This is a genomic window from Xanthomonas hawaiiensis (assembly GCF_031834635.1).
GTDB classification, from domain to species: Bacteria; Pseudomonadota; Gammaproteobacteria; order Xanthomonadales; family Xanthomonadaceae; genus Xanthomonas_A; species Xanthomonas_A sacchari.
On record NZ_CP115873.1, the window covers coordinates 2,266,019 to 2,280,841 of the forward strand.

Below are 14,823 nucleotides of genomic sequence, written 5' to 3' on the forward strand. Positions count from 1 at the left end.
GGCGACCCGTGACCTTTGGGGCATACGGCACGACGTTGTTTGGTGATCTACTTATCTACAACACCATTCACGCCATCCACCAAGGACACGACGATGACGCGACCGCTCACGCGCCGCACTGCCACTTGCGCCGCCGCGCTGCTGGTCACCACCACGCTGCTGCTCGGCGCCTGCAAGCCGGCCGCGGAGGCCAAGGCCAAGGCGGCCGACAGCGAGAAGGCGCCGGAGGCGGTGCCGGTGGAAGTGGCCGCGGCCAGCCGCCGCGCGGTGGCGGCCAGCTACAGCGGCACCGCGGCGCTGGAGGCGCGCGCGGAGTCGCAGGTGGTCGCCAAGACCTCCGGCGTGGCCCTGGCGGTATTGGCCGAAGAAGGCCAGCAGGTGCGCGCCGGGCAACCGCTGGTGCGGCTGGACCCGGACCGCGCGCGCCTGGCGTTGGCGCAGAGCGAGGCGCAACTGCGCAAGCTGGAGAACAACTACCGCCGCTCGCAGCAGTTGGTGGGCCAGCAACTGGTCAGTGCCGCCGACGTCGACCAGATCAAGTACGACCTGGCCAACGTGCGCGCACAACACCAGTTGGCGTCGCTGGAACTGTCCTACGCCACGGTGGTGGCGCCGATTTCCGGGGTGATCGCCTCGCGCTCGATCAAGACCGGCAACTTCGTGCAGATCAACACGCCGATCTTCCGCATCGTCGACGATTCGCGGCTGGAGGCCACGCTCAACGTGCCCGAGCGCGAACTGGCCACGCTCAAGACCGGGCAGCCGGTGACCCTGCTGGCCGACGCGCTGCCGGGCAAGCAGTTCCGCGGCCGGGTCGACCGCATCGCGCCGGTGGTGGATGCCGGCAGCGGCACCTTCCGCGTGGTCTGCGCCTTCGACGAGGGTGCCGAAGCGCTGCAGCCGGGCATGTTCGGCCGCATCCGCATCGACTACGACCAGCGCACCGATGCGCTGGTGGTGCCGCGACTGGCGCTGCTCGACGATGGCGAGCCGGCGGTGTTCCGCGTGGTCGCCGGCAAGGTCGCGCGGGTGCCGGTGACGCTGGGCTATGCCGAAGGGCCGTGGGTGGAGATCCGCCAGGGCCTGCAGGCCGGCGATCAGGTGGTCACCGCCGGCAAGGTGGCGTTGCGCGACGGTAGCCGCGTGCAGGTGATCGCGCCGCAGCGCGAGGTTGCCGCGGCCGCTCCGACCGCCACCGCCGGAGCGCGCTGATGCACGGCGCCGGTCCCGACGCGCACGAACCTCCTCCGACTGCCGCTGCGCACGGCAGCGGCCTGGTCGAATTCGCCACCCGCCGCCGCGTGACCATCGCGATGATCACGCTGACGATGCTGCTGTTCGGCGCGATCGCGCTGCACGGGCTCAAGGTCAACCTGTTGCCGGACCTGAGCTATCCGACGCTCACCGTGCGTACCGAGTACGCCGGCGCCGCGCCGTCGGAGATCGAGACGCTGGTGACCGAGCCGGTGGAGGAAGCGGTCGGCGTGGTCAAGAACCTGCGCAAGCTCAAGTCGGTGTCGCGCACCGGACAGAGCGACGTGGTGCTGGAGTTCGCCTGGGGCACCAACATGGACCAGGCCAGCCTGGAGGTGCGCGACAAGATGGAGGCGCTGTCGCTGCCGCTGGAGGCCAAGGCGCCGGTGCTGCTGCGCTTCAATCCCTCCACCCAGCCGATCATGCGCCTGGTGCTGTCGAGCAAGACTGCCGCGCACAGCGACGCCGAGGCGGTGCGCGCGCTGACCCAGTTGCGCCGCTACGCCGACGAGGACCTGAAGAAGAAGCTGGAACCGGTGGCGGGCGTGGCCGCGGTCAAGGTCGGCGGCGGGCTGGAGGACGAGATCCAGGTGGATATCGACCAGCAGCGGCTGGCGCAGCTCAACATGCCGATCGACACGGTCATCGCGCGGCTCAAGGACGAGAACGTCAATCTCTCCGGCGGACGCCTGGAGCAGGGCTCGCAGCGCTACCTGGTGCGCACGGTCAACCAGTTCGCCGACCTGGACGAGATCCGCAACCTGTTGCTGACCACCCAGGGCGCCGGCGGCAACGCGGCCGACGCAGCCTTGCAGCAGATGTATGCGATCGCCGCCTCCACCGGCTCGGAAGCCGCGATCGCGGCGGCCTCGGCAGCGCAGAGCGCAACCTCCAGCACGACCACCACCGTCGCCGGCGGCATGCCGATCCGGCTCAAGGATGTGGCGCAGGTGCGGCAGGGCTACAAGGAGCGCGAGGCGATCATCCGCCTCGGCGGCAAGGAGGCGGTGGAGCTGGCCATCTACAAGGAAGGCGACGCCAACACCGTGGCCACCGCGGCGGCGCTGCGCAAGCGACTGGAACAGCTGCAGGCGCAGATTCCCGCCGACGCCGAACTGACCACGCTGGAAGACCAGTCGCGCTTCATCGAACACGCCATCGGCGACGTCAAGAAGGATGCGGTGATCGGCGGCCTGCTGGCGATCCTGATCATCTTCCTATTCCTGCGCGACGGCTGGAGCACGTTCGTGATCGGGCTGTCGCTGCCGGTGTCGATCGTGACCACGTTCTTCTTCATGGACCGGCTCGGGCTGAGCCTCAACGTGATGTCGCTGGGCGGGCTGGCGTTGGCCACCGGCCTGGTGGTGGACGACTCGATCGTGGTGCTGGAAAGCATCGCCAAGGCGCGCGAGCGCGGCCTGAGCGTGCTCGACGCGGCGATCGTCGGTACCCGCGAGGTGGGCATGGCGGTGGTCGCCTCGACCCTGACCACGATCGCGGTGTTCCTGCCGCTGGTGTTCGTGGAGGGCGTGGCCGGGCAACTGTTCCGCGACCAGGCGCTGACCGTGGCGATCGCCATCGCGATCTCGCTGGTGGTGTCGATGACCCTGATCCCGATGCTCAGCTCGCTGAAGGGCCGTGCGCCGCTGGCGTTCCCGGTGGAACCGGCGCCGTCACGCTGGCAGCCGCGGCACGGCTGGCTGAAGCCGCTGGCCTGGAGCCGGCGCGGCGCCGCTGCGGCGGTGCGCGGGGCGTTCTTCGGCGCGGCCTGGTTGGTCGTGCGGCTGTGGCGCGGTGCGGTGGCGGTGATCGCGCCGGTGATGCGCAAGGCCAGCGACCTGGCGATGGCGCCGTACGCGCTGGCCGAGCGTGGCTACCTGCGGCTGCTGCCCGGCGCGCTGGCGCGTCCGGGCTGGGTGCTGGGACTGGCGGCGCTGGCCTTCGCCGCGACCCTGGCGGTGGCGCCGCTGCTGGGCGCCGACCTGATCCCGCAGCTGGCGCAGGACCGCTTCGAGATGACCGTGAAGCTGCCGGCCGGCACGCCGCTGCGGCAGACCGACGCGCTGGTGCGCGAACTGCAGGAGGTGCACGGCAAGGACGCGGGGGTGCAGGCGCTGTACGGGGTCAGCGGCAGCGGCACCCGGCTCGACGCCAACCCCACCGAGAGCGGCGAGAACATCGGCAAGCTGACCATCACCATGGCCGGCGGCGGCAGCGCGCAGTTCGAGGCGCAGCAGAGCGAGCGCATGCGCGCGACGATGCGCAACCACCCGGGCGTGCAGGTCGGTTTCAGTCGGCCGGAGTTGTTCAGTTTCTCCACGCCGCTGGAGATCGAACTGCGCGGCCAGGACCTGCAGACCATCCAACACGCCGGGCAGAAGCTGGCGGCGCTGCTGCGCGGCAACGGCCACTTCGCCGACGTCAAATCCACGGTGGAGGAGGGCTTCCCGGAGATCCAGATCCGTTTCGACCAGGAACGTGCCGGCGCGCTGGGGCTGACCACGCGGCAGATCGCCGACGTGGTGGTGAAGAAGGTGCGCGGCGACGTCGCCACCCGCTACAGCTTCCGCGACCGCAAGATCGACGTGCTGGTGCGCGCGCAGCAGAGCGATCGCGCCAGCGTCGACAGCATTCGCCGACTGATCGTCAATCCGGGCAGCAGCCGGCCGGTGACCCTGGACGCGGTCGCCGACGTGGTCGCCACCACCGGCCCCAGCGAGATCCACCGCGCCGACCAGATCCGCGTGGCGATCGTCTCGGCCAACCTGCGCGACATCGACCTGGGCACGGCGGTGCGCGAGGTGGGCGAGATGGTGGCGCGCGATCCGCTCGGCGCCGGCGTCGGCATGCACATCGGCGGGCAGGGCGAGGAACTGGCGCAGTCGGCGCGCTCGCTGCTGTTCGCGTTCGGCCTGGCGGTGTTCCTGGTGTACCTGGTGATGGCCTCGCAGTTCGAGTCGCTGCTGCACCCGTTCGTCATCCTGTTCACCATCCCGCTGGCGCTGGTCGGTGCGGTGCTGGCGCTGCTGCTGACCGGCAAGCCGGTGTCGGTGGTGGTGTTCATCGGCCTGATCCTGCTGGTGGGCCTGGTGACCAAGAACGCGATCATCCTGATCGACAAGGTCAACCAGTTGCGCGAGGACGGCGTGGCCAAGCGCGCGGCGCTGATCGAAGGGGCGCGCTCGCGGCTGCGGCCGATCGTGATGACCACGCTGTGCACGCTGTTCGGCTTCCTGCCGCTGGCGATCGCCAGTGGCGAGGGCGCCGAGGTGCGCGCGCCGATGGCGATCACCGTGATCGGCGGGCTGCTGGTGTCCACGCTGTTGACCCTGCTGGTGATCCCGGTGGTCTACGACCGCCTGGATCGCCGCGCCGACGCGTACTACGCCGAGCGCGGGCGCCGCGCGCGGCAGCGCGAGCACGGCGAGCAGCGCCTGCAGGACGGTGAGGGCGCACCGGCATGAGCGTCGCCGAGTTCAGCATTCGCCGTCCGGTCACCACCATCATGTGCTTCGTGTCGTTGGTGGTGGTCGGGCTGATCGCCGCCTTCCGCCTGCCGCTGGAGGCCTTGCCGGACATCTCCGCGCCGTTCCTGTTCGTGCAGCTGCCGTACACCGGCTCGACCCCGGACGAGGTCGAGCGCAACCTGGTGCGGCCGACCGAGGAAGCGCTGGCGACGATGACCGGGATCAAGCGCATGCGCTCGACCGCCACCGCCGACGGCGCCAACATCTTCATCGAGTTCTCCGACTGGGACCGCGACATCGCCATCGCCGCCTCCGACGCGCGCGAGCGCATCGACGCGATCCGCGCCGATCTGCCGGCGGACCTGCGGCGCTACAACGTGTTCAAGTGGTCCAGCAGCGATCAGCCGGTGCTGAAGGTGCGCCTGGCCGGCGCGGCCGACCTGACCGGCGCCTACGACATGCTCGATCGCGAGTTCAAGCGCCGCCTGGAACGCATTCCCGGCGTGGCCAAGGTTTCGGTGTCCGGCGCGCCGCCGAACGAGGTCGAGATCGCCATCGCCCCGGACCGGCTCAGCGCGCACAACCTCAGCCTCAACCAGCTCAGCGAGCGCCTGGGCAAGCTCAACTTCTCGCTGTCGGCCGGGCAGATCGACGACAACGGCCAGCGTCTGCGGGTGCAGCCGATCGGCGAACTGCGCGACCTGCAGGAGCTGCGCGATCTGGTCATCGACAGCAAGGGCCTGCGCCTGGGCGACATCGCCGAGGTACGGCTGAAGCCGACCCGGATGAGCTACGGCCGGCGCCTGGACGGGCGCCCGGCGGTGGGCCTGGACGTGTTCAAGGAGCGCAGCGCGAATCTGGTCGAAGTCTCGCGCGCGGTACTGGCCGAGGTCGAGCAGATCCGCAAGCAGCCGGCGCTGAGCGACGTGCAGATCAAGGTGATCGACAACCAGGGCAAGGCGGTGACCTCGTCGCTGGCGGAGCTGGCCGAAGCCGGCGCGGTGGGCCTGCTGTTGTCGGTGACGGTGCTGTTCTTCTTCCTGCGGCACTGGCCGTCGACCCTGATGGTGACCCTGGCGATCCCGATCTGCTTCGCGATCACCCTGGGTTTCATGTACTTCGCCGGGGTCACCCTCAACATCCTGACCATGATGGGCCTGCTGCTGGCGGTGGGCATGCTGGTGGACAACGCCGTGGTGGTGGTGGAAAGCATCTACCAGGAGCGCGAGCGCATGCCCGACCAGCCGCAGCGCGCCTCCATCGTCGGTACCCGCAACGTCGCCATCGCGCTGTCGGCCGGCACCCTGTGCCATTGCATCGTGTTCCTGCCGAACCTGTTCGGCGAGACCAACAACATCAGCATCTTCATGTCGCAGATCGCCATCACCATCTCGGTGTCGCTGCTGGCATCGTGGTTGGTGGCGGTGAGCCTGATCCCGATGCTGTCGGCGCGCATGCGCACCCCGGCCCTGCTGCATTCCCCGCATGGGCTGATCCCGCGCCTGCAGCGCCGCTACGCGCGGGTGCTGGCCTGGTCGCTGGCGCACCGCGGCTGGAGCGTGTGCGCGATCGTGCTGATCAGCGCGCTGAGCGTGATCCCGATGCTGCAGACCAAGAAGGACATGTTCGGCGGCGACGGCGGCGAGCAGGTCTTCATCGGCTACCAGTGGAAGGGCGCCTACACGCGCGAGCAGATGGCCGAGGAGGTGACCCGGCTCGAGCGCTTCATCGATGCGCGGCGCGCGCAGTACCACGTGACCCAGGTGTATTCCTGGTTCAGCGAGGAGGAGGGCAGCAGCACCACGCTGACCGTGGACCTGAAGCAGGTCCGCGACCTGCCGGCGCTGATGGAACGCATCCGCAAGGAGCTGCCGCGCTCGGCACGGGTGGATTTCCACGTCGGCAACAGCAACGGCGGCGATGGCGGCAACGGTGGCGGGCAGACCGTGCAGGTACAACTGGTCGGCGATTCCACCGAGGCGCTGCGCGCGCTCGCCGACGATGTGGTGCCGCTGCTGGCACGGCGCAAGGAACTGCGCGACGTGCGCGTGGACAGCGGCGACCGCAGCACTGAGCTGGCGGTGCGGGTGGACCGCGAGCGCGCCGCCGCGTTCGGCTTCAGCGCCGAGCAGGTCGCCAGCTTCGTCGGCCTGGCGCTGCGCGGCGCGTCGCTGCGCGAGTTCCGTCATGGCGACAACGAGGTGCCGGTGTGGGTGCGTTTCGCCGGTGCCGAGCAGACCTCGCCGGAAGACCTGGACAGCTTCAACGTGCGCACCCAGGACGGGCGCAGCGTGCCGCTGCTGAGCCTGGTCGAGACGCGGCCGCGCGCAGCCGCGACCCAGATCGCCCGCACCAATCGGCAGACCACGCTGACCATCACCGCCAACCTCGGTGCCAAGGTCACCGCGCCGGAAGCCAAGCAGGCGATCGAGGACACCCTCAAGGCGGTCGACTTCCCGGTCGGCTACCGTTACAGCTTCGACGGCGCGGATGGCCAGGACGACGACCAGGCGAGCAAGCAGATGCTGTTCAACCTGCTGATCGCGCTGGTGATGATCTACGTGGTGATGGCCGCGATGTTCGAGTCGCTGCTGTTTCCCGTGGCGATCATGAGCGGCGTGCTGTTCTCGGTGTTCGGCGTGTTCTGGCTGTTCTGGATCACCGGCACCAGCTTCGGGATCATGGCCTTCATCGGCATCCTGGTGCTGATGGGCGTGGTGGTGAACAACGGCATCGTGATGATCGAGCACATCAACAACCTGCGCCGGCGCGGCCTGGGCCGCACCGAGGCGCTGATCGAAGGTTCGCGCGAGCGTCTGCGGCCGATCATGATGACCATGGGCACGGCGATCCTGGCGATGGTGCCGATCTCGCTGACCACCACGCAGATGTTCGGCGACGGCCCGGCCTACTACCCGATGGCGCGCGCCATCGCCGGCGGCCTGGCGTTCTCGACCGTGGTCAGCCTGCTGTTCCTGCCGACCATCTACGCGATCCTGGACGATCTGAGCAATGGTGTGGCGGGCTTGGTGCGGCGCGCGCGTGGTGTCGCCGCACCGCAAGCCGCATGAGCTTTTCGTAGGAACGGCTTTAGCCGCGACAGGCGTCCCAGGGAAGGCCCGTCGCGGCTAAAGCCGCTCCTACGAGGTCAATGCCTTCGGCTGGTTTAACCCGCCAGCTTGCCGAAGATGCGGAAGCCGGCCAGCCACACGCCGAGCATGCTGCCCAGGTTGGTCAGCAGGAAGGTCAGCACCACCCGCGAGACGCGGTTGCGGTACCAGCCGCGCAGGTTCTGCGCGTCGTCGCGCAGCGCCAGGAAATCGCCATAAGCCGGCTTGCGCATGTGCACCTCGACCAGCGCGCTGAACGCACCGGCCGGCACGCCAGGGCGGAACGGCTTCAGCGGCGCGGCGATGGCGCCGGCTATCACGCTCAGCGGATGGCCGCCGGCCAGGATGCAGCCCAGCCCGGCCAGGCCGCCGGTGAACAGCACCCACTGCAGCAGCAGGTCGGTGCCCAGCGCGAAGCCGCCGTGCCAGTAGCCCCAGGCCACGCCGCCCAGCACCAGCGCGGTCAGGGTCAGGGTGATCCACGGCACCTTCTTCTTGGTCGGCACGTCTTCCAGCGCCTTGCGCAGCGTCGCCGGGTCGTCCTGGTCGCCTTGCAGATGCCGCGCCAGGCCGGCCAGGTGGCCGGCACCGACCACCGCCAACACTTCGCGCACGCCGGTCGGCTGCGCGCCCTCCAGCGGTTCGGCATTGCCGGTCAGCGGCAGCGCGCGCTGCTGCGCCTGTTCTTCGCGCAGGCGCGTGGCCATGTAGCGGTCGCGCTCGGCGATGATGGTTTCGTACAGCGCCGGGCTCTCGCTGGCGAAGTCGCCGAAGCTGGCTTCGAGCATGTCGCCCTGCTTGAGCTTCTCGATCTCCGCTTCGCCGACCTCGTCGGAGGCGAACAGGCCACCGAGCAGGCCGCTGGCCAGCTTCAGCTTGCCGAAGAAGCCGAGCCGGCTGGAGGCGCGCTTGAAGGTCAGGCCGACTTCGCGATCGACCAGGTACACCGGCAACTGCCGTTCGCGCGCCAGCAGCACCGCGCGCTTGAGTTCGGCACCGGGTTCGATGCCCAGTTGTTCGGCCAGGCGCCGCTGGTAAGCCGCCAGCGCCAGGTTGGCGGCGAACAGGGCCACGCGGCCCTTGCGGATCACCTGCACCAGGTCCAGCTTGGTCAATGCGTCGGGATCGGTCAGCGCCTGCAGGCGTTGCGGATCCAGTTCCACCGCCACCGCGTCGAAACGGCCGCTGCCGATCGCCCGTTCCACGGCGGCGACGCTGGCCAGGGACACGTGCGCGGTGCCGAGCAGGGTGTAGCGGATGCCATCGCGTTCGACGATGCGGTACGGCTGGCCGTCGAACAGCGCATCGTCGCCGTCGGCCTGGGAAAGTTCGTTCATTCCATCACTCATCGGAGGGCGCCTCGTCGGCGCCGGGGCTCAGCGGGCATGGGGGTGTGAGGGCATCGGCCGCGACGGGCGTGGGCGCCTGCGGCCGGGTCGCGCTGCGCCGCAGCCAGCGGCGCCGCACACGCACAGACCCGGCACGGCGCTGCGGGTCAGTCGATGTAGCGCTTCAGCAGGTCGCCGTAGGCATCGATGCGGCGGTCGCGCAGGAACGGCCAGATCCGCCGCACGTGCTCGCTGCGTTGCAGGTCGACGTCGCAGACCAGCACGGTCGGCTCGCCGCCGGCTTCGGCAATGAACTCGCCCTGCGGACCGAGCACATGGCTGTTGCCCCAGAACTGGATGCCCGACGCGCCCAGCGGCGACGGCTCGTGGCCCACACGGTTGCAGCTCAGCACCGGCACGCCGTTGGCCACGGCATGGCCACGATGGCTGAGGATCCAGGCATCGCGCTGGCGCTCCTGCTCGGCCTGTTCGTCGTTGGGATCCCAGCCGATCGCGGTCGGATACAGCAGCAGTTCGGCGCCGGCCAGCGCCATCAGCCGCGCCGCTTCCGGATACCACTGGTCCCAGCACACCAGCACGCCGAGGCGACCGACCGAGGTCTGGATCGGGGTGAAGCCCAGATCGCCCGGGGTGAAGTAGAACTTCTCGTAGAAGCCCGGATCGTCGGGAATGTGCATCTTGCGGTACTTGCCGAGCAGGCTGCCGTCCTTTTCGAACACCACCGCGGTGTTGTGGTACAGGCCGGCGGCGCGGCGCTCGAACAGCGAGCCGACCAGGACCACGCCATGGCGCTTGGCCAGCGCACCCAGGCGCTCGGTGCTGGGGCCGGGAATCGGCTCGGCCAGGTCGAATTCGTCCACCGACTCGTGCTGGCAGAAGTACGCGCCGTTGTGCAGTTCCTGCAGCAGCACCAACTGCGCGCCCTGCGCGGCGGCCTCGGCCACACGCGATTCGATCGCTGCCAGGTTCGCCGCGGCGTCGCCGTGGTTGCGCTCCTGGATCAGCGCGACGGAAAGAGTGTTTCGGCTCATTGCGGAATCAAGGTTCGCGGTAAACCGGCATGGTAGCGCGGATGGCCGCGCGGCAGGTTCCAGGGAGATGAATCCCGCGCCGCGCGTGGCGGCGGCACGGGCGTGGTCGGCGCTGCGCCGGCGTGCGGCGCAGCGGCGGCGGCTCAGTCCGCGAGCAGGCCGGCCGGCAGCTGCATGGTGATGCAGTGCAGGCTGCCGTTCTGCCAGATCAGCGCGCGGCAGGGAATCGGCACGATCTCGTGCTGCGGGAAGGCCTGCGCCATCACCGCCTGCGCCTGCGCGTCGGCCGCGTCGCCATAGGCCGGCATCAGCACCGCGCCGTTGACGATCAGGAAGTTGGCGTAGGAGGCGGCCAGGCGCCGCCCGTCATCGATCACCGGCTGCGCCCACGGTAGCGGGAACAGCCGATAGGGCGCGCCCTCGGCAGTACGCAACGCGGCCAGTTCGGCGCCCATCGCCTGCAGCTCGGCGTAGTGCGAGTCGCTGGCGTCGTCGCAGGCCTGGTAGACGATCGCGTCGGTTCCGGCGAAGCGGGCGAGGGTGTCGATGTGCGCGTCGGTGTCGTCGCCTTCCAGGTAGCCATGATCCAGCCACAGCACGCGCTGCTGCGCCAGCCAGTCGGCCAGGTCGTGGCTGAGCGACTCGCGGCTGCGCTGCGGGTGGCGCTCGTGCAGGCACTGCCAGGTGGTCAGCAGGGTGCCGGCGCCGTCGCAGTCGATGGCGCCGCCTTCCAGGGCGAAATCGATGCGGCGCACGTCGCTGTCGGCGAACAGGCCCTGCTCGGCCAGCACGCTCACCAACTGGTCGTCGCGGCTGGCCTGGAACTTGCCGCCCCAGCCGGTGAAGCGGAAATCCAGCAACTGGAAGCCGCCACCGTCGCGCGCCAGGGTGATCGGGCCGGAATCGCGCAGCCAGGTGTCGTCGTATTCGGCCTCGACGAAACGCACCCGCTGCATGTCCACCCGCGCCGAGCGCAGCCGCGCCTCGGCATAGATCTGCAGGTCGGCATCGGCCACGCAGATCAGCACCCGCTGGAAACGCACGATCGCCGCGACCAGGGCGATGTAGGTCTCCTCGACCTCGGCCAGGCGCTCGGCCCAGTCGGTGCCGGCGTGCGGCCAGGCGATCAGGATGGCGGACTGGGGCTCCCATTCGGCGGGAAGGCGAAGACGATCAGACATTGCGACCACTACTCACGTGCTGCCGGGGGAAACCCGGCGGTTATGTACGCCCCGCACAGGAATGTGCGGGTGTTTGCCCGGGACACGCGCTAGCGGATCGCCGGCTTCGGACCGATCTCGTTGGGGTCGGCCTTGTTGGCGACCACGTCCACCACCTTCTGCTTCTCGAAGTACACGGTGAAGGCCGGATAGACCCAGCGGTTGATGGTCGGCCATTGCCGCTTCTGGCCGCCGCGCGGCTCCAGCTTCTGCTGCGGGGCGCCGTAGCGCGCCTGCACCTGGGCCATGCTCAGGCCGCGGGTCGGGAGCGCCGCCGCGGGCTCTTCCTTGACCCGGTCGACCAGCAGGGTCTCGGCGTGGGCGCCGCCGGCCAGGCCCAACACGGCCAGCAGCGGCAGGACGGACAGACGATGCTTCATCACGTGTACTCCCCAGAGGACGAACGCCGATTACAGCAAACTTCGGCAACAAAAAACCGCCCGAAGGCGGCTTTCGTCGACGACCGGCCACCGCTGCGCGCAGCGCGGCAGGGCAGGCCGGGTCGGATCAGCGCTGACGCGCCTTGAAACGGGGGTTGGACTTGCAGATCACGAAGACCTTACCGCGGCGGCGGACCACCTTGCAGTCGCGGTGACGGGCCTTCGCCGACTTCAGGGAGGACAGGACTTTCATGGCACACCTCGGCGTAAACTTGTGGATTCGAAGGAGGGCGGCATGGCCGAAACCATGGCGCGGGATCAGTAAGCCGGCGATTGTAGCCTGGTTTTCTTCATGGTTTCAACTGCTTGCGCCAGCCGGGCCGGCGTCGGCGCTACAATGCGCCGCCCCCCGTCCGAGGAACCGCATGAACGAGCCCGCTCCCGTCCTGACCATTGATGGCCCATCCGGGGCCGGCAAAGGTACCGTCAGCCGCATCGTCGCCGCCCGCCTGGGCTGGCATTACCTGGATTCGGGGGCGCTGTACCGGGCGGTCGGGGTCGCGGCCAGCTGGGCCAATCTGGACATTTCCGACGCCGCCGCCCTGGTGCGCTGCACCTTCGACACCCGGGTGGACTTCGACGAGGTCGCCGGCGGCGGCCTGCGGGTCCGGATCAACGGCGCCGACGCCACCGACGAACTGCGCCTGGAGACCACCGGCGCGGTGGCCTCGGCGATCGCCGCCATTCCCGAGGTGCGCGCGGCGCTGAAGCAGCGCCAGCGGGCCTTCCGCACCCCGCCCGGGCTGGTCGCCGACGGCCGCGACATGGGTACGGTGATTTTCCCCGACGCCCCCTACAAGGTGTTCCTGACCGCCAGCGCCGAGGAGCGTGCCCAGCGCCGGCATAAGCAGTTGAAGGAAAAAGGGGTTTCGGTTATATTTGACGACCTGCTGCGCGAGATCATGGCCCGCGACGCACGCGATGCCCAACGCGCGGTGGCCCCGCTGAGGCCGGCAGACGATGCCGTCCTCCTCGATACCACCGGCATGGACATCGACCAGGTGGTGGGCCGCGTCCTGCAGTTGCTGCCGGTCTGAGTGGCACGCAGGGCAGGGCAGCAGAATGGCGGCATGCATGCCGCCGGTTCCTCGCAACACCCGCAACATCCATGTTCCATCGATAGCGTCAAAGGCTCCGCTGCGCAATCCCGCGCTGCGGTTTTTCCATTCCACACCCGGCCGCTGTTCGGGCCGACTAACAGGTGGGCAGTCGCTGTTTTCCAGAAGAAAACGCCCTGTCCGTGTGTCCACTAGAGTAATTTCAAATGACCGAATCTTTTGCCGAACTGTTCGAAGCCAGCCAGGCCAATCTGGCCAAGCTGAAGCCCGGCGCCATCGTCACCGGTACCGTCGTGGAAGTCCGCGGCGACGTGGTGGTGATCAACGCCGGCCTGAAGTCCGAAGGCATCGTGCCGATCGAGCAGTTCCGTAACGACGCTGGCGAAATCGACGTCGCCGAAGGCGACCTGGTCAAGGTCGCGCTCGACTCGCTCGAGAACGGCTTCGGCGAGACCGTGCTGTCGCGCGAGAAGGCCAAGCGCGCCATGGTGTGGGACGAGCTGGAAGAAGCGTTGGAGAAGAACGAGACCATCACCGGCCGCATCAGCGGCAAGGTCAAGGGTGGTTTCACCGTGGACATCAAGGATGTCCGCGCGTTCCTGCCCGGTTCGCTGGTGGATGTGCGCCCGGTGCGCGACCCGGCCTACCTGGAAGGCAAGGAACTGGAGTTCAAGCTGATCAAGCTGGACCGCAAGCGCAACAACGTGGTGGTCTCGCGTCGTGCCGTGGTCGAGAGCGAGCACTCGGAAGAGCGCGAGCAGCTGATGGACAAGCTGCAGGAAGGCGCGATCCTGAAGGGCGTGGTCAAGAACCTGACCGACTACGGCGCGTTCGTGGACCTGGGCGGCATCGACGGCCTGCTGCACATCACCGACATGGCCTGGAAGCGCGTGCGCCATCCGTCCGAAGTGGTCAACGTCGGCGACGAGCTGGACGTGCGCGTGCTGAAGTTCGATCGCGAGCGTAACCGCGTCAGCCTCGGCCTGAAGCAGCTGGGCGAGGATCCGTGGGACAACATCGCCCGCCGTTACCCGGCCAACAGCCGCGTGTTCGGCAAGGTCTCCAACGTCACCGATTACGGCGCGTTCGTCGAGATCGAGCCGGGCGTGGAAGGCCTGGTGCACGTGTCCGAGATGGACTGGACCAACAAGAACGTCAACCCGTCCAAGGTCGTGCAGGTCGGCGACGAAGTCGAAGTGATGGTGCTGGACGTGGACGAAGAGCGTCGCCGCATCTCGCTGGGCATGAAGCAGGTCGCCGCCAATCCGTGGGAGACCTTCGCCGCCACCCACAAGAAGAACGACAAGGTGTCCGGCCAGATCAAGTCGATCACCGACTTCGGCATCTTCATCGGCCTGGACGGCGGTATCGACGGCCTGGTGCACCTGTCCGACATCAGCTGGAACACCACCGGCGAAGACATCGTGCGCAACTTCAAGAAGGGCGACACGCTGGAAGCCGTGGTGCTGGCGGTGGACCCGGAGCGCGAGCGCATCAGCCTGGGCGTCAAGCAGCTGGAGCAGGATCCGTTCGGCCAGTACATGGCCGCCAACCCGAAGGGCTCGAAGGTCGAGGGCGTGGTGCGTGAAGTGGACGCCAAGGGCGCCACCATCGACCTGGCCGACGGCATCGAAGGCTACGTCGCCGCGCGCGACATCGCCAACGAGCGCGTCGACGACGCCAGCCAGCACCTGAAGGTCGGCGACAAGATCGAAGCCAAGTTCGTGGGCATGGACCGCAAGGGCCGCACCCTGCAGCTGTCGATCAAGGCCAAGGACGATGCCGAAATGCGCGAAGTGCTGGAGGAATACCAGTCCGCGTCGGGCGGCACCACCCAGCTGGGCGCGCTGCTGCGTGCGCAGCTGAACGGCAACAAGTCCGAGTAATCCGCCAC

The 14,823-nt window shown here is 68.7% G+C and carries 10 protein-coding genes; 5 read left to right on the forward strand and 5 right to left on the reverse strand.

The window, feature by feature from the left end:
- Positions 1–93 precede the first annotated feature (93 nt).
- The 3 genes from PG878_RS09850 to PG878_RS09860 are packed head-to-tail and all read left to right on the forward strand — an operon-like array spanning position 94 to position 7,792.
- Entirely contained in the window at positions 94–1,212 is a 1,119-nt protein-coding gene (locus PG878_RS09850) for an efflux RND transporter periplasmic adaptor subunit (protein ID WP_209031371.1), read from the forward strand.
- The gene (locus tag PG878_RS09855) at positions 1,212–4,718 is read left to right on the forward strand and encodes an efflux RND transporter permease subunit (RefSeq protein WP_209031372.1); all 3,507 of its coding nucleotides are present in this window, start codon (positions 1,212–1,214) and stop codon (positions 4,716–4,718) included. Before PG878_RS09850 ends, PG878_RS09855 begins: the two co-directional genes overlap by 1 nt.
- A complete protein-coding gene (locus tag PG878_RS09860) occupies positions 4,715–7,792 on the forward strand; it encodes an efflux RND transporter permease subunit (RefSeq protein ID WP_209031373.1) in 3,078 nt (1,025 codons plus the stop codon). Before PG878_RS09855 ends, PG878_RS09860 begins: the two co-directional genes overlap by 4 nt.
- A 95-nt stretch (positions 7,793–7,887) precedes the next feature.
- On the opposite strand, the gene PG878_RS09865 is transcribed toward PG878_RS09860, so the two are convergent.
- From PG878_RS09865 to ykgO, 5 genes are all read right to left on the reverse strand, one after another.
- Positions 7,888–9,180 carry a TraB/GumN family protein gene (locus PG878_RS09865; protein ID WP_425510509.1) on the reverse strand — a complete coding sequence of 431 codons (1,293 nt, stop codon included), beginning with the start codon at positions 9,178–9,180 and terminating at the stop codon, positions 7,888–7,890.
- A gap of 146 nt (positions 9,181–9,326) precedes the next feature.
- The gene (locus PG878_RS09870; protein ID WP_160947823.1) at positions 9,327–10,211 is read right to left on the reverse strand and encodes a carbon-nitrogen hydrolase; all 885 of its coding nucleotides are present in this window, start codon (positions 10,209–10,211) and stop codon (positions 9,327–9,329) included.
- A gap of 143 nt (positions 10,212–10,354) precedes the next feature.
- Positions 10,355–11,392 carry an agmatine deiminase family protein gene (locus PG878_RS09875; protein WP_209031375.1) on the reverse strand — a complete coding sequence of 346 codons (1,038 nt, stop codon included), beginning with the start codon at positions 11,390–11,392 and terminating at the stop codon, positions 10,355–10,357.
- A gap of 89 nt (positions 11,393–11,481) precedes the next feature.
- On the reverse strand, positions 11,482–11,811 hold the full coding sequence (locus PG878_RS09880; protein ID WP_010342886.1) for a hypothetical protein: 330 nt from the start codon (positions 11,809–11,811) through the stop codon (positions 11,482–11,484).
- A 127-nt stretch (positions 11,812–11,938) separates the two neighbouring features.
- Positions 11,939–12,064: a type B 50S ribosomal protein L36 gene (gene ykgO / locus PG878_RS09885; protein ID WP_010342887.1), complete on the reverse strand. Its 126-nt coding sequence runs from the start codon at positions 12,062–12,064 to the stop codon at positions 11,939–11,941.
- Between the two features lie 172 nt (positions 12,065–12,236).
- Here ykgO and cmk point away from each other — a divergent pair, with 172 nt between their 5' ends.
- Both cmk and rpsA read left to right on the forward strand, forming a co-directional pair.
- Positions 12,237–12,908: a (d)CMP kinase gene (gene cmk / locus PG878_RS09890; RefSeq protein ID WP_017913728.1), complete on the forward strand. Its 672-nt coding sequence runs from the start codon at positions 12,237–12,239 to the stop codon at positions 12,906–12,908.
- Positions 12,909–13,135: 227 nt separating this feature from the next.
- On the forward strand, positions 13,136–14,815 hold the full coding sequence (gene rpsA / locus PG878_RS09895) for a 30S ribosomal protein S1 (RefSeq protein WP_010342889.1): 1,680 nt from the start codon (positions 13,136–13,138) through the stop codon (positions 14,813–14,815).
- Positions 14,816–14,823: the final 8 nt, after the last annotated feature.